Here is a 17,309-nt window from a genome sequence, read left to right on the forward strand (position 1 = left end):
GCACTTCGTGGCCGCCCCAACTCATCTGCCGTTCCCCGCTGTTCGTGCTGTCGCCGCCGACGTCAGGCGTTCTTGATCGCCGAGATGTCGAAGATCAGCTTGATCTTGTCGGAGACGAGGACGCCGCCGGTCTCCAGGGCCGCGTTCCAGGTGAGGCCCCACTCGGAGCGCAGGATCTCGGTCTTGCCCTCGAAGCCGACGCGCTCGTTGCCGAACGGGTCCTTCGCCACGCCGTTGAACTCCAGGTCGATCGTGAGCGGCTTGGTCGTGCCGAGGAGCGAGAGGTCGCCGGTGATGCGGTAGTCGTCGCCACCGAGGGACTCGGCGGACGTCGAGCGGAACGTCATCGTCGGGAACTCGTCGATCTTGAAGAAGTCGGCGCTCTTGAGGTGGCCGTCGCGGTCCGGGTTGCCCGTGTCGATGCTCGCCATCTGCACGTCGAACGACGCGGTCGACTTGCTCGGCTCCGAACCGTCCAGGTGCAGCGTGCCGGTGAAGTCGCTGAAGCCGCCCTTCACGTTCGTCACCATCGCGTGCCGGGCGACGAACCCGAGCGACGTGTGGGCCGGGTCCACCGTGTAGTCGCCGGTCAGGGCGGACAGGTCCGGGGCGCCCTGTGCGGCGGGGGCGGTGGTCTCGTCGTTCTTGCGGCCGAAGATTCCCATGACGTACTCCCTGGTGATGTTGAACGTTGAACTACCAACTGGCTCTGACTGTAGCGCGATGATGTTCAACTTTCAACATCAATCGCTACGTGTCTTTCTGATTACACCGGGTCAATACCGAAGGCGCTCTTCCGGACGCGCGTAGAACACGTCACTATCTCTCTGCGCCACCTGCATCACAGCCGTCTCACAGTCAGCACCGAGTCAGCACGGTCATCAGCAGGAAGGAACCCCCATGCGCATCCGTTCCGCACTCACCGCGCTCGCGCTCACCACGGGCGCCCTTGTCGCGCCCGGCTTCGGCGTCCTCACCGCCGCGACCGACGCGTTCGCCGTCACCAAGATCAGCCACGCGACGGCGACCTCGATGTTCAGAGCCTCCGGCATCACCTGGTCGTCCTCCGGCGGCTGCTCCGACCGCAACAACCCCACCTGTACGTCGTTCGAGCAGCTCAACCTCGCCACCGCCCAGGGCGCCCAGACCCTCAAGAGCGCGAGCGGCTGCGCCCTGAACATCACGGGCGGCACCGAGACCGGCCACGCGAGCGGCACGTACTCGCACTGGAACGGCTACAAGCTCGACTACGCCAAGAGCACCTGCGTCACCAGCTACATCAAGAACAACTTCAGCTACATAGGGCTGCGCGGCGACGGCGCCCCGCAGTACAAGTCGGGTTCCGGAAACATCTACGCCGACGAGGGCAACCACTGGGACGTCCTCTACTACAACTGCGGCGGCTGCTGAGGGCCGCCCGCGACGGCGGGGGCTTGGACTTACGGAGACCGGTTGTTGGACTGCCAACGCCGCTGAGCGCCCGGTCCGTTGACCCGCCCCGGCCCCCGCCGATACCCAGGGCGCATGCCCCCAAGATCCCGTGCTCCGCATGCCGCCCTGGCCCTCGCGGCCGTCACCGTGCTCGCGCTCGCGACGCCCGTGGCCGCCGAGGGGAGCGACGAGGCCCCCGGCCTCGTCCTCACCTCGGCGCAGCTGAAGGTCACCGTCGCCGACGACTTCCCCCGAGTCCTGTCGTACGAGGAACGGGCCGACGGCGCCCGCATCCTCGCCAGTACGCACGCCGTCACCGAGGTCACGCTCAACGGCAAGGCGTACCCCGTCCGCCTCGCGTCCGCCCCCGAGATCGACGGCGCGCGGGCCGCGTACACCCTGACCTTCCCCGACCTCCCCGACGTGGAGATCGACGCGACCCTCACCGTCGTCGGCCGGACGACGACCTTCAAGGTCACGGCGGTCCGCGACACGGCCGCCTTCCGGGTCGGCACCCTCGACATCCCCGGGCACGACCTGGTCTCCGTGGGCAGCGCGGACGGCGGTGCCGCGACCGCCTTCACCAAGCTCGACCCGGACTCGACCCGCACCGCGGACGTGTTCGGCAAGGTCACCGCCGGGACACCGGCCGAGCAGACGGCGACCGGCGCCTCGTACGCGATCGTCAACACGGACCGGCTCGCCGCGGCGGTCGAGTCCAACTCCACGTACGACAAGCCGAGCGGCGCCACCGGCGGTGACGACGCCCGCTTCTGGCACCAGGCCCGCAAGGACGCCGACGGCGGGACCCGGGTCGGCGTGTGGTCCGGGCAGTGGACGTACCGCGGCGCCGGATCGCCGGCCCCCGCCACCGGCAAGGACCTTCCGTGGGCCAAGGTCGTCGTCACCCCCGACGCCAACGCGGACGGCACCGTCGACTGGCAGGACGGCGCCGTCGCCTTCCGCTCCATCGGCATCCGGGCCAAGGGCGGCGACAAGACCGCCGACCGGGTCGTCACCCACATCCCGTTCAACTTCGCCAGCCAGGCCCAGCACCCGTTCCTGCGCACCCTCGACGACGTGAAGCGGATCGGGCTCGCCACCGACGACCTCGGCCAGTTCGCCCTGCTCAAGGGGTACGCGTCCGAGGGCCACGACTCCGCGCACCCGGACTACGGCGGCAACATCAACCAGCGCGCGGGCGGTCTCAAGGACCTCAACACGCTGCTCAGGGCGGGCAAGAAGTACGGCGCCGAATTCGGTGTCCACGTCAACGCCACCGAGGCGTACCCGGTGGCGAAGCACTTCAGCGACGACCTCGTCGACCCCAAGGCGCCCGGCTGGAACTGGCTCGACCAGAGCTACTACATCGATCAGCGCCGCGACATCAACAGCGGCGACCTGGCCGCACGCTTCCGGCAGCTGCGCGACGAGACCGACGCGAACCTCACCACCGTCTACGTCGACGTGTACTACACGCACGGCTGGATCGCGGAGAAGACCGCCGACGCCATCAACAAGCAGGGCTGGAACCTCGCCACCGAGTGGGCCGACAAGTTCGAGCGGCAGTCCCTGTGGTCGCACTGGGCCAACGACCTCGACTACGGCGGCGCCACGAACAAGGGCCTCAACTCGAAGATCATCCGGTTCATCCGCAACAGCGAGAAGGACGTCTGGAACGCCGACCCCGTCCTCGGCCAGAGCGCCCTGGTCGACTTCGAGGGCTGGACCGGCGAGAACGACTGGAACGACTTCTACGCCAACATCTGGCAGCGCGACCTCCCGGCGAAGTACCTCCAGCACCAGAAGATCACCCGCTGGAACGGCAACGACATCACCTTCACCGGCGGCCTGCGCGGCACCGTCGAGAACGGGCACCGCACCTTCTACGACCACGGCCGCAAGGTCCTGGACGGCGACACCTACCTGCTGCCGTGGGACGGCGGCAAGAAGCTGTACCACTACAACAAGCAGGGCGGCACGACGAGTTGGGCGGCGCCCTCCGGTGCGTACACGCTCTACAGGCTCACCGACAACGGCCGGGTGAAGACCGGCACCCTGCGCACCGACGCCGCCGGAAAGCTCACGCTCAAGGCCGAGGCCGGACAGCCGTACGTCCTCTACCCGGCCGACGGCACGCCCTCGGCCACCGACCCCGCCTGGGGCGAGGGCACCGGCCTGAAGGACCCCGGCTTCAACGACGCCCGGCTGACGGGATGGGACAGGAGCGGCAAGGTCGCCCGCGACACGGACGGCAACGGCCGCAACAGCGCCGCGCTCACCGGAACCGGCGCGGCCGCGGTCGCCCAGCAGGTCAAGGGGCTTGAACCCGGCAAGCGCTACACCGCCTCCGCCTGGATCGAGATCGAGCCGGGCAAGACCCGTCGCACGACCCTGAGCGCCGGCGGCGACGCGTCCGCCGGGATCGACCGCTCCACGCTGGCCAACACCATGGCCGCCAGCGACTGGCACGGCACGCACATGCAGCGCGTGAAGGTGAACTTCACCGCCCCCGGCAGTGGTGCGGCGACCCTGCGCGTCGCGGCGGCGCGGGACGACGGCGGCGCGAAGGTCCGCGTCGACGACGTGCGCGTGGTGCGCAACGCCCCCACGGCCGAGCCGGGCACGGTCGTCCACGAGGACTTCGAGGACGTCGACCAGGGCTGGGGCCCGTTCGACAAGGGCGACGCGGGCGGCGTCACCGACCCGCGCACCCACATCGCGCAGCGCAACTCCCCGTACACGCAGGCCGGTTGGAACGGCAAGCTCGTCGACGACGTCATCGGCGGCGGTGAGTCCCTCAAGTCGCACGAGGAGAACGACGGCGTCGTCTACCGCACCTCACCGGCGACCGTCCCGATGAAGGACGGACACGCGTACCAGGTCGACTTCGCCTACCAGTCCAGCCACGCCGGCGCCTACCAGTGGGTCAGCGGCTACGACCGCGGGGACGACGCCGTCGAGACCGCGGCCGTCCCCGTCGGACAGCAGCGCACCACCGGGCGGTTCACCACCACCGTCACCGCGGGCTGCGGCGACACCTGGACCGGCCTGCGCAAGCTGCCGGGCGCCCCGGACGGCGCGGACTTCGTGCTCGACGACTTCACCGTGACCGACCTCGGCCCGGCGAAGGAACAGGCCGCCTGCGGCACGCTCGCCCTCGCGGCGGGGGAGACCCTGGAGCCCGGACAGCCCAACAAGGTCGAGGCCACCTTCACCAACTACGAGAGCGCCGCCGTCGACGACGCCGCCGTCACCCTCGCCCTGCCCGACGGCTGGAAGGCCCAGCCCGCCGGGCCCGTCACCCTCGACCCCGTGGCCCCCGGCGCGAAGGCCACCACCACCTGGCAGGTCACCCCGCCCGCCGACGCCGCCTACCGGCCCTACGAGCTGAGCGCACAGGCGACGTACACGGTCGCGGGCACCGCGCGCACGCTCGCCGCGTCCGCCGCCGTCCGCACCCTGCCGCCGCCGCCCACCACGGACACGTACGCCGGCGACCTGGACTGGACATCGGCGGACAACGGCTGGGGCCCGGTCGAGAAGGACCTCTCCAACGGCGAACAGGGCCAGGGCGACGGCACCCCCCTCACCATCGGGGGAGTGAGGTACGAGAAGGGCCTCGGCACCCACGCGCCGGCCACCATCCGCTACTACCTCGGCGGACAGTGCACCTCCTTCACGGCACAGGTCGGCGTCGACGACGTCCAGGCCACCCGCGGAAGTGTGCGATTCTCGGTGGCGGCCGACGGCACCGAGAAGGTGGCCTCCCCGGTCCTCAGGGCGGCCGACCCGGCGTGGTCCCTGACGGCCGATGTCACGGGCGCCAAGTACGTCGACCTGATCGTCGGGGACGGCGGTGACGGCAACGGCAACGACCACGCGGACTGGGGCAGCGCCCGCTTCCACTGCGGGGTGTGACCGGGCTCTCACCCACCCTCTTTGTGTGACCCCTACAAGCCGCAGGGGGCCTGAGCAGTAACTTCGGCTGTACGCCGCCGGGGTTCTGTTCGGGCCTACCAGGAAAACGGGCCGGAGACTGTACGGAGTCGACGGCCCGTTTTCCTTGGTCGCCTTCGTAAGGTCACTACATGACCGTTTTGGACGACACCGCCTCGAACCCCGGGGACGAGCCCACCGACGCACGGGGGCGCGTGGCCGAGCTGCACGCCATCCGCGAGCAGGCACTGCGCGGACCCAGCGACAAGGCGACCGAGGCCCAGCACAAGAAGGGCAAGCTGACGGCGCGCGAGCGCATCGAGCTGCTCCTCGACGAGGGGTCGTTCAACGAGGTCGAGCAGCTGCGCCGGCACCGCGCCGTCGGGTTCGGCCTGGAGGCCAAGAAGCCGTACACCGACGGTGTCATCACCGGCTGGGGCACGGTCGAGGGCCGCACGGTCTTCGTCTACGCGCACGACTTCCGCATCTTCGGCGGCGCCCTGGGCGAGGCCCACGCCACGAAGATCCACAAGATCATGGACATGGCCATCGCGGCCGGTGCCCCGCTGGTCTCGCTGAACGACGGCGCGGGCGCCCGCATCCAGGAGGGCGTCTCCGCCCTCGCCGGATACGGCGGCATCTTCCAGCGCAACACCAAGGCGTCCGGCGTCATCCCGCAGATCTCGGTGATGCTCGGCCCGTGCGCCGGCGGCGCGGCCTACAGCCCGGCCCTCACGGACTTCGTCTTCATGGTCCGCGAGACCTCGCAGATGTTCATCACCGGCCCCGACGTGGTCAAGGCGGTGACGGGCGAGGAGATCACCCAGAACGGCCTGGGCGGCGCCGACGTCCACGCCGAGACCAGCGGCGTCTGCCACTTCGCGTACGACGACGAAGAGACCTGCATCGCCGAGGTCCGCTACCTGATCTCGCTGCTCCCGCAGAACAACCGGGAGAACCCGCCGACCGTCGAGTCGGACGACCCGGCGGACCGCCGCTCGGAGATCCTCCTGGACCTGGTCCCGGCCGACGGCAACCGCCCGTACGACATGACCAAGGTCATCGAGGAGCTCGTCGACGACGGCGACTACCTCGAGGTCCACGAGCGCTGGGCGCGCAACATCATCTGCGCCCTGGCCCGCCTGGACGGCCAGGTCGTCGGCATCGTCGCCAACCAGCCGCAGTCCCTCGCGGGTGTCCTCGACATCGAGGCCTCCGAAAAAGCTGCCCGCTTCGTCCAGATGTGCGACGCTTTCAACATCCCCATCGTGACGCTGCTCGACGTCCCGGGCTTCCTGCCCGGCGTCGACCAGGAGCACGGCGGGATCATCCGGCACGGCGCGAAGCTGCTGTACGCGTACTGCAACGCCACGGTGCCGCGGATCTCCCTCATCCTGCGCAAGGCCTACGGAGGTGCGTACATCGTCATGGACTCCCAGTCCATCGGCGCCGACCTCACGTACGCCTGGCCGACCAACGAGATCGCGGTCATGGGCGCGGAAGGCGCGGCCAACGTGATCTTCCGCCGTCAGATCGCGGAGGCCGAGGACCCCGAGGCCATGCGGGCGCGCATGGTCAAGGAGTACAAGTCCGAGCTGATGCACCCGTACTACGCGGCCGAGCGCGGCCTGGTCGACGACGTGATCGACCCCGCCGGGACCCGCGAGGTCCTGATCCGCTCCCTGGCGATGCTGCGCACCAAGCACGCCGACCTGCCGTCGCGCAAGCACGGCAACCCCCCGCAGTAACCACTCCGTAGGAGACCTGCCACATGTCCACGCCTGACATCCGTGTCGAGAAGGGCCACGCCGACCCCGAGGAAGTCGCGGCCATCACCGCGATCCTCGTGGCCCGCGCCGCCGCCGCCCCCGAGGCCCCGGTGGCCCACAGCGTCCACCAGAACCGCGCCGGCTGGCGCCGCCTGGAGCGCGAGCCCGGCTTCCGCGCCCCGCACAGCTGGCGCTGACCGCTCCGCCGCTACGGCCGCACGGCCCCGCTCTCCTTCGGGAGGGCGGGGCCGTGCGCACGTCAGGAGAGGGTGACGTGGACGCCGTCGAGGGCCGCGGGGAGCTCGTCGGTGGACAGCAGACAGAGCCGCAGGTCCAGCTCGGTGAGGGCCGGCGGCGCCTGGGTCAGGCCGGCCAGCCAGTCGTCGATCTCGTAGCCCGACAGCCGGAGCTCCTCCAGCGCGCTCAGGCCGGACAGATCGCGGAAGCCGCGCGGGGCGTCGATACGGTCGCTGCGCAGCTCCAGCGAGCCCAGGGTGCGCAACTGCGTCAGGGGCGTGAGGTCGAGCGCCGGATCGATTCCGTTCAGGGCCAGCGACTCCAGGTGGGGCAGGGACGCCAGGGCGGAGAGGTCGGGCAGCCAGTCGCGCGTGCCGTGCCAGTACAGGGTGACCTCGCGCAGCTCGGTCAGTCGCTTCAGGGACGCCAGCTCCTGGTCGTCCCGGAGCGTCAGGTACAGGCTCTCCAGCTGTTCGAGCTCGGCCAGCGGGGCGATCTCCCGGACCGGGTAGAAGATCATCAGATGCCTCAGGTTCGGCAGGGCCCGGACGGGCGGCCACTGGCTGGCGTGCGTGAGGTGGACCCAGCGGGACTCCAGCGGCAGCCGGGGCAGCACCTCGCTCGCGTACGCGGCCGCGTCGAAGTACCCCCAGGCGTCGATGAGTTCGGACACCACGTCGTCACGGGAGTCGTCCGCGTACCCGGACACCAGCCGCAACGCCTCCGGGCCCCCGATCAGGGCCGCCGTGCGCACCGTCTGTGCCGCCGCCCGCTCGGTCAGCTCACCGAGCGACCTCGGCAGCCTGCGCAGCAGACTCGGCCCGACCGCCGCGAGCGCGGGCGGATCGGACTGCCGGCGCGCGGGCAGCAGCATCCCCACCGCGGCCTCCAGGCGCCCGGCCAGCGCGTCCGAGACGGTCGGTGACGTCTCCTGGCAGGACGCCGCGAGCAGGCGCAGAGCCCGAGCGTTCCGCGGCTCCGCGTCGGCCCGGTCGAGGATCCCGCCGAGCAGTTCCTCCCGCTGCGGCGAATTCGCGTGGCCCGCCGCCATCACCACGGTCTCCCGCCACAGGTCCAGATGCGCCCGCCCGACCAGATTCCCCATCCGGTCCTCCTGAGCCGCCTCCTCGGCGGCCAGGTACTCCTGGAACGTGCGGTGCACGAAGTCGAGCCGCCCCTCCGCGGGCGAGCGCAGGATGCCCGACCGGCCCCGCAGCTGTTCGAGGACCGTCTCGCTGTCCGCCGGGTCGAGATGCCGCATCGCCGCGAGCCGGTCCCGCACATGCCGGACGGCCTGGTCGATCCCGATCTCCGTACGGTTGTTGTCGGACAGACGCCAGGCCAGATCGCGCAGGATCACCATCTTGTCGCCGAGGCTCAGCGGGCTGTCCACCGCGCTCGGCACATGCCGGTCCGCGTCCCGCTCGTGCACCAGGGTGTGCAGGGCGTTGCGGTACAACTCCATCCGGTCGCGCGGGAGTTGGCTGCCGCGGTTGAGGTGCAGGGCGCACAGCATCGACGCCAGCAGCGGCGTACCGGCCAGGGACTGGAGAGGGGCGCGGTCCTTGAGGCTCGCCAGCAGCGACCGCTCGTAGCGCGGGAGATCGTCCACCGTGCACGGCAGCTCCTCCGCGAGCTCCCGCACCGCCAGATGCCACTGCCGGACGAACGCCGCGAGATCCGGCAGCGTCATCCGGTCGATGCCCAGCGCCGTGAAGTCCTCGCGCCGCAGCCAGTCCGCCCCGGCCGCCGCGGGCCGCGACGTCACCACGACCCGTATGTCCCCGTACGTGCGCAGCAGCCCGCGCAGCCAGTCCCGCACGCCGCGGCGCTCGCTGTCGAGGAGTTCGTCCACGCCGTCGATCAGGAGCAGCACCCTGCCGTCGACCAGCTGCCGCTCCACCCAGCCCCGCGGCATGACGCCGGTGATGGTGCGGGCCACACCGTCCAGCAGGGCCTCCGGCGCAGGCAGCGCCCGCCCGCTGTACTCCCGCAGTTTCACCAGGACCGGCACCAGACCGTTCCAGCCGGTGAGCTCGCCCTCGAAGGAGCCGCGGGCGGCGGTCACCGCCAGCCAGCGCAGCAGCGTCGTCTTGCCGGAGCCCGCCTCACCGCGCAGCAGCACCCGGGCGGCGCCGCCCAGCGCGGCCTCCACCCGCATCCCCGAGGGCTGGCCCTCGGACTCCTCCCAGTCGCTCATCCCCGGCCGCGGCACCGGCCGCGCCCGGCGGCCGCCCCGCCGCGCCCCGTCGTCCCCCGTGGTCCGCAGGCTCACGTACGCCACCGAGAGCCTGGCCGGAGTCACCGTCCGGTCCGACGCCCGGCGGAACAGCTCCACCTCGTCGAGCGCCGAACTCACCAGCTCCATGTACAGGCGGCGGAACCCCGCGTCCTGGTCCGTACCGTCCGGAGCGAACAGCGAGCGGTCCGGCAGCCGCTCCAGGACCCGGGAGATCTCCGAGCCCAGCGAGGTCAGGCGGGCCAGCAGCTCCGCGCCCACCCGCTCCTCGAACACCGGCAGACCGCGCACCACGCTGACGTAGTACTCGCAGGCCTCGGCGAACAGCAGCGCGTAGAAGCGGCCCTCGACCTCGTTGAGACCGACCGGCTCGGGCACCGACCGGGTGATGCGCCGCACCAGCTCCGCCGCGTTCACGTCCGCCGCGAGGACCGCCTCGTCCGAGAGGTCCGCCTTGGCGAACGTGTCGGCCACGCCGTCGATCGCCGCCTGCCGCCCGGCGGCGTCGAGACCCCTGAACTCCCGCTCCAGGAAGGGCTCGACGCGTGCGGCGACCGCGTCAGCGATCTGCTCGAACTGCCGCTCCAGGCTGCGCCGCAACCGCAGCCCCGGCACCCGTAGTTCCATCAACTCGCTCATGGACAGCGTCCGTTCCTGGGTACGCCGCCGCCCGCCCAGCCACAGTTGCGCCGCCGCCCGCGCGACCGTCTGCCCGAGCCGTAACGCCGCCAACTCCGCGCTCACGTATGCATCCCCCTCAGGACCCGCCAGGAACTCCGGAAACGAGAGACCGCCGGGGCCCAGGGCCACCGGCGGTCGTGGAGCTGACAGCAGTATCTACCGCAGCCGCGCCATGAGCGCGTGCTCCACCAAAGTGATCAGCGTCGACTTGGCGTCCGCGCGGTGGCGGGCGTCCGTCGTGATGATCGGGGTGTCCGGGCCGATCTGCAACGCCTCACGGACCTCGTCGGGTCCGTAGGGCTGGCTGCCGTCGAAGCCGTTGAGGGCGACGACGAAGGGCAGGCCGGAGTTCTCGAAGTAGTCGACCGCGGGGAAGCAGTCGGCGAGGCGGCGGGTGTCGACGAGGACGACGGCGCCGATCGCGCCGCGGACCAGGTCGTCCCACATGAACCAGAAGCGGTCCTGTCCGGGGGTGCCGAACAGGTACAGGATCAGGTCCTGGTCGAGCGTGATGCGGCCGAAGTCCATGGCGACGGTGGTCGTCGTCTTGTCCCCGGTGTGGGTCAGGTCGTCGATGCCCGCGGACGCGGACGTCATGACGGCCTCGGTACGCAGCGGGTTGATCTCCGACACGGCGCCCACGAAGGTCGTCTTGCCGACGCCGAACCCGCCGGCCACCACGATCTTCGCGGACGTGGTGGAACGACTTGGAGTTGCCGGCCCTCCGCTAGAGCTTGCGAAGTCCACTGAGCACCCTTTCGAGCAAAGTCACGTCTGGCTGACCGCCGGCGCTCTCGTCGCCGCCGGGCTGATGGATCGCGACCAGGCCCGCCTCCGCCAAGTCGGCGACGAGGATCCTGGCCACGCCGAGAGGGATCGTCAGGAGGGCCGAGATCTCGGCCACCGACTTGATCTCCCGGCACAGGTTGCAGATCCGCTGGTGCTCGGGCAGTTGGCCCTGCAACTGGTGCGGCTGCGCGGTGGTGTGCACCAGCGCCTCGATGGCGAGCTGGTAGCGGGGCCTGGTGCGGCCGCCCGTCATGGCGTACGGGCGCACCAGGGGATTGTTCTTCGCAGCAGGCGCGGGATTCGCGTCGGGGCGCGGCTGGGGCTGCACAGGCTGGATACGCGGCGCCGACGGCTGGTCGTAGGGACCGGGCTGCCGGGTCGGGCGCGCGTGGCTCGGCGTGGAGGGAAAGTTGTACCGGTTCTGCGAACCGTCACCCGTACCCGCCTGGCCTTGACCCTGGGCAGGGCCGTAGGGCGGCCAGTGGGCCGACGAACCGCTCGGGGGTGTTGCTGAACCAGACACGTACTTCCTCCTCCGACTGCGCTGGGCACCATCACTGTGGAGCCGCGTCCCGAAACCTTACGGGCACGGGACGCGAATACGCACCGCCTGTCTGCTAGTTGAGAAGGCTTCCCTGAAGCTCCGCACGCAGGTCGGGCGTGAGAACCGTGCCCGCGCGGTCGACAAGAAGTGCCATCTCGTACCCAACGAGACCAATGTCCGCCTCGGGGTGTGCAAGGACGGCGAGCGAAGAACCATCGGAAATGGACATGATGAAGAGGAATCCTCGCTCCATCTCCACAACTGTCTGGTTCACAGGACCGCCCTCGAAGATGCGGGACGCGCCCGCGGTCAACGAGGTCAGACCCGACGCGACGGCCGCAAGCTGGTCGGCGCGGTCGCGGGGGAACCCTTCGGACATCGCCAGAAGGAGTCCGTCGGCGGAGACCACCACGGTGTGGGACACCCCGGGGGTGTTGTCCACGAAGTTGGTGATCAACCAGTTCAGGTTCTGTGCCGCCTGGCTCATCGGGCTCACACTAACGCTCCTGGATGTAGGTGCTGTCAGGGCCACCGGGAAACCCGCTGTCCTGGCCGTTCGTCTTCGTCACTGCTGTTCACTGCTGCCTGCGTCACGGCCCCGCTGCACACCGCGGCGCAGATTGCTCAGCCGGCCGCGTACGTCCTCGGGGGCCCGGGAGACCGACGGTCCGCCCTGCGGCGTCGACTCCGCGGTGCCCTCGACCAGGTTGGCCTTGGGCACCCGGCGCGGCAGCCCGGACGAGGTGACCCCGCCCGCCTTCGGCTGCTTCAGCGCCTCCGCGCGCTCCCACCGGTCGTCGTTGGCCGAACGCCACGTGTCGGTGGTGTCGGTGGAGTCGCCGGTGGCCGGAGCCGCCTGCGCCTCACCGCCCCGGGGAGAGCCGGCGCCGCCGCGGCGCGGGAGACCGGCGTCGGTCAGCGCGTGCGGGACGGAAGGGGAGGGGCCGGCCGACAGGGCCGGACCGCGCGAGCCGAAGCCTACGCTCTCCTGCTCGGCCGCGTCAGACACCTGAGCGGATTCCGTTTCGGGAGCGTACGAGCCGCCGAAGTCGCCCTGGTAGGCGTCCCGCTCCTGCCAGTCGGCCTGTCGCGCGGGCTCCTCGAAGGCGTTGTAGCCCTGCGAGGGAGCTTCCGGATAGCCGTCCTGCGACGGGAATCCCGGCTCGTACCCGCCCTGCGGGCCCTCGTCGTACGACGGCTGCGCCGGGGCGTACTCGTTGTACGCGCCCTGCTGGGAGTTGTCGTACGTCGTCTGCTGCTGCTCGCCGTAGACGTCCTGTCGCTGATTGTCGTAGCCGACCTGCTGCTGAGGATCGTAGGAGCGCTGATCATCGTCGTACGCGGACTGCCCCTGGTAGGGCGCGGGGGACTGCTGTGCCTGCTGGGGGGAGACCTCGTCACGGAACAGCGGGCGGCCTTCGGGCTCCTGGGCCTGGGCCTCCAGCGCCGCGCGGCGCTCCTCACGCATCAGGGAGCGGCCCACCGGGTCCAGCTCACGCGCGTCGTCCGGGACGTCGTAACGGCTGTCGTCGAAGCCGAGCTCCGCCGCCGTCCGCAGCGGCGCGTGCTCGAACGCCTGCTGCTCGGGGATGATCGTCGAGACGGTGAACTCGCTGTGGTCGGGCTGGTGCTCGCCACCGCCACCGCCGTGCGTGATCGCGTCCGGGAGCATGACCAGCGACGTCGTGCCCGCCTGCTCGCCCGAGGGGCGCAGCTGGACGCGGATGCCGTGCCGGTCGGCGAGGCGGCCGACCACGAACAGGCCCATGCGCTGGGAGATCGCGGCGTCCACGCTCGGCGGGTTGGCCAGCTTGTGGTTGATGTCCGCGAAGTCCTCGGCGGTGAGGCCGATGCCCTTGTCGTGGATCTCGATCATGATGCGGCCGTCGGGGAGACGGGTCGCGGTGACGCGGACCTTGGTCTGCGGGGAGGAGAACGTCGTGGCGTTCTCCAGGAGCTCGGCGAGCGCGTGCACGAGGTCGGTGACCGCGCGGCCGTGGATGTCGGCCTCCGGGACGCCGGACAGCTCGATGCGCTCGTACTGCTCCACCTCGGAGGTCGCGGCGCGCAGCACGTCGACCAGCGGGACCGGCTGGTCCCAGCGGCGGCCGGGCTCCTCGCCGGAGAGGACCAGGAGGTTCTCGCCGTTGCGGCGCATACGGGTCGCGAGGTGGTCCAGGCGGAAGAGGTTCTCCAGCTGGTCCGGGTCCGCCTCGTTGTTCTCCAGGTCGGTGATGAGGGTCAGCTGGCCCTCGATCAGCGACTGGTTGCGGCGCGACAGGTTGGTGAAGATCGCGTTGATGTTGCCCCGCAGGAGGGCCTGCTCGGCGGCGAGCCGTACCGCTTCCCGGTGAACCTGGTCGAAGGCGCGGGCGACCTCGCCGATCTCGTCGGTCGTGGTGATCGGGATCGGCTGGACGCGGGTGTCCACGCGGCCCGGGTCGGTGCGCGAGAGCTGGTCGACCAGCATCGGCAGCCGCTGCTCGGCCACGTCGAAGGCGGCGGAGCGCAGGCGGCGCATGGAGCGGGACATCTGGCGGGCCATCTGCCCGGCCAGCAGGAACGCGGCGAGCAGCGCGATCACGACGGCGGCGCCGATGATGATCGCCTCACGCTTGGCGTCGGCGGCGATCTGCGAGGCCTCGTTCACGGCCTTGTCGGCGAGATCCGACTCGATCGTGCGGTAGGCGTCGAACTTCGCGGTGTTGACCGCCCACCAGTTCTCGGCCGTCACGCCGTCCTTGGCGAGGGCGAGCCGGGCGCTGGGCTGCGTGCTCTGCAGCGCCACGACCGAGGCCACCATGTCGGTGGGGTCGGCCGGCGGCGGGATGTAGGTCGGGTCCTTCTGCTTGGCGGCGGCGGCCTGCTTGGCGCCGTCCGTCTTCAGCTTCTTGGACGCGTCCTCGAGCTTCTTCAGGTCCGCGGAGGTGCCACCGCCCTTGTACTCCTCGACGGCGATGCCCTCCAGGTAGGCGTAGCTGCCGAGCGCGGTGCGCTGCTTGGCGAAACCGGTCGGGGACGGACCGGGCTTCACCAGGAGGTGCATACCGATGGAGCGCTCCAGCGAGAGCGCCGCCTTGGTCAGCGAGATCGCGTAGACCGTACGGCCGTAGCTGGTGATGTTGCCGGTGCCCAGACCGAGCTCGTTCGCGAACTCCATCAGCGGGTGCTGGATCGCGACGTAGCCCTCTTCGGTCTGCACGCCGGGAAGCTTGGAGGTGTACGCGGCGGCCCGCAGCGGCTTGAGCTTGCTCTCGACCTCGTCGAACTGCGCCATGCGCCGTTCGAGGCCTTCCTTGTGCGGCATGTTCTCCGCCGCGGCGCGGAAGTCCTGCGCGGCGGCGTCCGTGGCCGCACGGGCCTTGGTGACGGCCGGGTCGTCCTTCTTGCCCTGGAGGAGCGGGGCGGCGGTGATGTCGCGCTCTTCGATGAGGCGGTTGCCGTACGTCAGCGACGCCCGCACCAGGCGGGCGGTGTTCTCGGCGTCCTCGGCCTCGTGCCAGGTGTCGATGGAGCTCTTCACCTGGAAGCCGCCCATGACCAGACCCACGATCACGGGTATGAGGAGGATCGCGTTCAGCTTCGTCGGCACACGCCAGTTGCGCGGCGACATCCGACCGCCCGACGGTGCCGGGGCCGCGACCTCGGGGGCAGGCGCCGCCTGTATCCCCGTCCGCGGCGGCGGGGTGAAGTTGCCCCGCGCCGCTGCCGGCTCGGGACTGTTCTTGCTTCGCCTCACTCGACCAACAACCTTCCGGCGTCGGCACCTACGTTGTGCCGCTGTATGTCTGCAGGCCCGTTCTTACTGGGCAGTTCAGCGCATTCCAGCACGTCAGCAGGCGCACTTCCAAACAGTCGGAAGCGGAACCTCCGAGTGATGTATGCCCTAGATAAAACGGTCATAAAGAGCGAGCCCCGCCAAAAGGCGGGGCTCTTGTGAGCACAGTGGAACCGGGTGTGCGCGACGTGTGTCGGTGCCCCCGGAATTCTCTGTCGAAACGTTATGAACACGGCGGCCCCGCGTGTCAAAGGCCACAGGGGCCGCCGAGAGGCCTACGACAACTGCCGTACGGATCCAGCCACTTGATGGCCGACATCCGACTGTTTCTGTCTACTTCAAGCGAGCCATGAGCGCGTGCTCCACCAGCGTGATCAGCGCACTCTTTGCATCCGCACGGTGCCGGGCGTCCGTCGTGATGATCGGGGTGTCCGGGCCGATCTGCAACGCCTCACGGACCTCTTCGGGGTTGTACGGCTGGTGCCCGTCGAAGCCGTTGAGGGCGACGACGAAGGGCAGGCCGGAGTTCTCGAAGTAGTCGACCGCGGGGAAGCAGTCGGCGAGGCGGCGGGTGTCGACGAGGACGACGGCGCCGATCGCGCCGCGGACCAGGTCGTCCCACATGAACCAGAAGCGGTCCTGTCCGGGGGTGCCGAACAGGTACAGGATCAGGTCCTGGTCGAGCGTGATGCGGCCGAAGTCCATGGCGACCGTCGTGGTCGTCTTGTCCCCGGTGTGGGTCAGGTCGTCGATGCCCGCCGAGGCGGACGTCATGACGGCCTCGGTGCGCAGCGGGTTGATCTCGGAGACCGACCCCACGAACGTGGTCTTGCCGACGCCGAAGCCGCCGGCCACCACGATCTTGGCCGAGGTGGTCGACCGGGCGGTCGCCACGGAGCTGTCAGAGCTTGCGAAGTCCACTGAGCACCCTTTCGAGCAGAGTCACGTCTGGCTGGCCACCGGCGTTCTCGTCGCCACCGGGCTGGTGGATCGCGACGAGTCCCGCTTCCGCCAGGTCCGCCACCAGGATCCGGGCCACGCCCAAGGGCATCGAGAGGAGCGCGGACACCTCGGCGACCGACTTCACCTCACGGCACAGGTGGCATATGCGCTGGTGCTCGGGGAGGAGCGTCACCAGGGCCGCCGGGTCGGCGGTGGTGCTGACAAGAGCCTCGATGGCGAGCTGGTAGCGCGGCCGGGTCCGGCCGCCGGTCATCGCGTAGGGACGGACCAGCGGCTGGTCGCCCTCATGTCCGTAGTCGGCGTGTGCGGCTGCGCCGTACGGATCGTGAGGAGCGGTGGGCGGGGTCATGGATCCTCCGGGCGGGACGGCAGATCGGGGGCCTGCCGTCTGAGGGTGGGCCGGTGGGGGGATTGTGACGGCCGGAAGTGGGTCGGAAGGGGATTACGTGTGTTCTCTGGATTCCGAAGCTGCTGATGCATCAGACTTTCGGTGGAGGCCGGGGTTACCGGCCGTCACCCGCGTCAGTGCAGCAGGCTGCCCTGCAACTCGGCGCGCAGGTCGGGGGTGAGCACGGCGCCCGCCCGGTCGACGAGCAGCGCCATCTCGTAGCCGACGAGGCCGATGTCGCACTCGGGGTGCGCGAGCACCGCGAGGGACGAGCCGTCGGAGACGGACATGATGAAGAGGAAGCCGCGCTCCATCTCCACGACCGTCTGATTCACCGGGCCGCCCTCGAAGATCCGGGACGCCCCCGCCGTGAGCGAGGTGAGCCCCGACGCCACGGCCGCCAACTGGTCCGCGCGATCGCGCGGGAACCCCTCGGACATCGCGAGCAGCAGACCGTCCGCGGACACCACGACGGTGTGGGAGACCCCCGGCGTGTTGTCCACGAAGTTGGTGATCAACCAGTTCAGGTTCTGTGCCGCCTGGCTCATCTG

General features: G+C 70.2%; 12 protein-coding genes and 1 pseudogene. 4 read left to right on the plus strand and 9 right to left on the minus strand.

What is annotated here, in order from left to right; translation table 11 throughout:
• Positions 1-62: 62 nt before the first annotated feature.
• Complete coding sequence (locus tag V2W30_RS28260; RefSeq protein WP_338700900.1) at positions 63-665, minus strand: YceI family protein; 603 nt, start codon at positions 663-665, stop codon at positions 63-65.
• Between the two features lie 235 nt (positions 666-900).
• Between V2W30_RS28260 and V2W30_RS28265 the strand changes: the two genes are divergently transcribed.
• The 4 genes from V2W30_RS28265 (at position 901) to V2W30_RS28280 (ending at position 7,336) form a co-directional block, all read left to right on the plus strand.
• Entirely contained in the window at positions 901-1,410 is a 510-nt protein-coding gene (locus V2W30_RS28265) for a hypothetical protein (RefSeq protein WP_338700901.1), read from the plus strand.
• A 114-nt stretch (positions 1,411-1,524) separates the two neighbouring features.
• A complete protein-coding gene (locus V2W30_RS28270) occupies positions 1,525-5,352 on the plus strand; it encodes an endo-alpha-N-acetylgalactosaminidase family protein (protein ID WP_338700902.1) in 3,828 nt (1,275 codons plus the stop codon).
• 170 nt (positions 5,353-5,522) lie between these two features.
• The gene (locus V2W30_RS28275) at positions 5,523-7,118 is read left to right on the plus strand and encodes an acyl-CoA carboxylase subunit beta (protein WP_338700903.1); all 1,596 of its coding nucleotides are present in this window, start codon (positions 5,523-5,525) and stop codon (positions 7,116-7,118) included.
• Positions 7,119-7,141: 23 nt separating this feature from the next.
• Positions 7,142-7,336, plus strand: a complete 195-nt coding sequence (locus V2W30_RS28280; protein ID WP_338700904.1) for an acyl-CoA carboxylase subunit epsilon — start codon at positions 7,142-7,144, stop codon at positions 7,334-7,336.
• A 62-nt stretch (positions 7,337-7,398) separates the two neighbouring features.
• Here the strand turns inward: V2W30_RS28280 and V2W30_RS28285 are convergent, their stop codons facing one another.
• From V2W30_RS28285 to V2W30_RS28320, 8 genes and pseudogenes are all read right to left on the minus strand, one after another.
• On the minus strand, positions 7,399-10,359 hold the full coding sequence (locus tag V2W30_RS28285; RefSeq protein ID WP_338700905.1) for an NACHT domain-containing protein: 2,961 nt from the start codon (positions 10,357-10,359) through the stop codon (positions 7,399-7,401).
• Positions 10,360-10,452: 93 nt separating this feature from the next.
• Positions 10,453-11,043, minus strand: a complete 591-nt coding sequence (locus tag V2W30_RS28290; RefSeq protein ID WP_338700906.1) for a GTP-binding protein — start codon at positions 11,041-11,043, stop codon at positions 10,453-10,455.
• Positions 11,024-11,608 carry a DUF742 domain-containing protein gene (locus V2W30_RS28295; RefSeq protein ID WP_338700907.1) on the minus strand — a complete coding sequence of 195 codons (585 nt, stop codon included), beginning with the start codon at positions 11,606-11,608 and terminating at the stop codon, positions 11,024-11,026. Before V2W30_RS28295 ends, V2W30_RS28290 begins: the two co-directional genes overlap by 20 nt.
• A gap of 94 nt (positions 11,609-11,702) precedes the next feature.
• Positions 11,703-12,116 carry a roadblock/LC7 domain-containing protein gene (locus V2W30_RS28300; protein WP_266714481.1) on the minus strand — a complete coding sequence of 138 codons (414 nt, stop codon included), beginning with the start codon at positions 12,114-12,116 and terminating at the stop codon, positions 11,703-11,705.
• Between the two features lie 10 nt (positions 12,117-12,126).
• Positions 12,127-15,368: pseudogene (locus V2W30_RS28305) on the minus strand (nitrate- and nitrite sensing domain-containing protein).
• A 372-nt stretch (positions 15,369-15,740) separates the two neighbouring features.
• The gene (locus V2W30_RS28310) at positions 15,741-16,328 is read right to left on the minus strand and encodes a GTP-binding protein (RefSeq protein WP_338700910.1); all 588 of its coding nucleotides are present in this window, start codon (positions 16,326-16,328) and stop codon (positions 15,741-15,743) included.
• Positions 16,309-16,719, minus strand: coding sequence for a DUF742 domain-containing protein (locus V2W30_RS28315; RefSeq protein WP_338700912.1), 411 nt, complete (start codon positions 16,717-16,719; stop codon positions 16,309-16,311). The genes V2W30_RS28310 and V2W30_RS28315 overlap by 20 nt, the downstream gene beginning before the upstream one ends.
• Positions 16,720-16,892: 173 nt before the next feature.
• Positions 16,893-17,306 (minus strand): roadblock/LC7 domain-containing protein, encoded by a 414-nt coding sequence (locus V2W30_RS28320; protein WP_003951074.1) that lies wholly within the window; start codon positions 17,304-17,306, stop codon positions 16,893-16,895.
• Positions 17,307-17,309: the final 3 nt, after the last annotated feature.

The sequence above is a fragment of the Streptomyces sp. Q6 genome, assembly GCF_036967205.1.
GTDB classification, from domain to species: domain Bacteria; phylum Actinomycetota; class Actinomycetes; order Streptomycetales; family Streptomycetaceae; genus Streptomyces; species Streptomyces citrinus.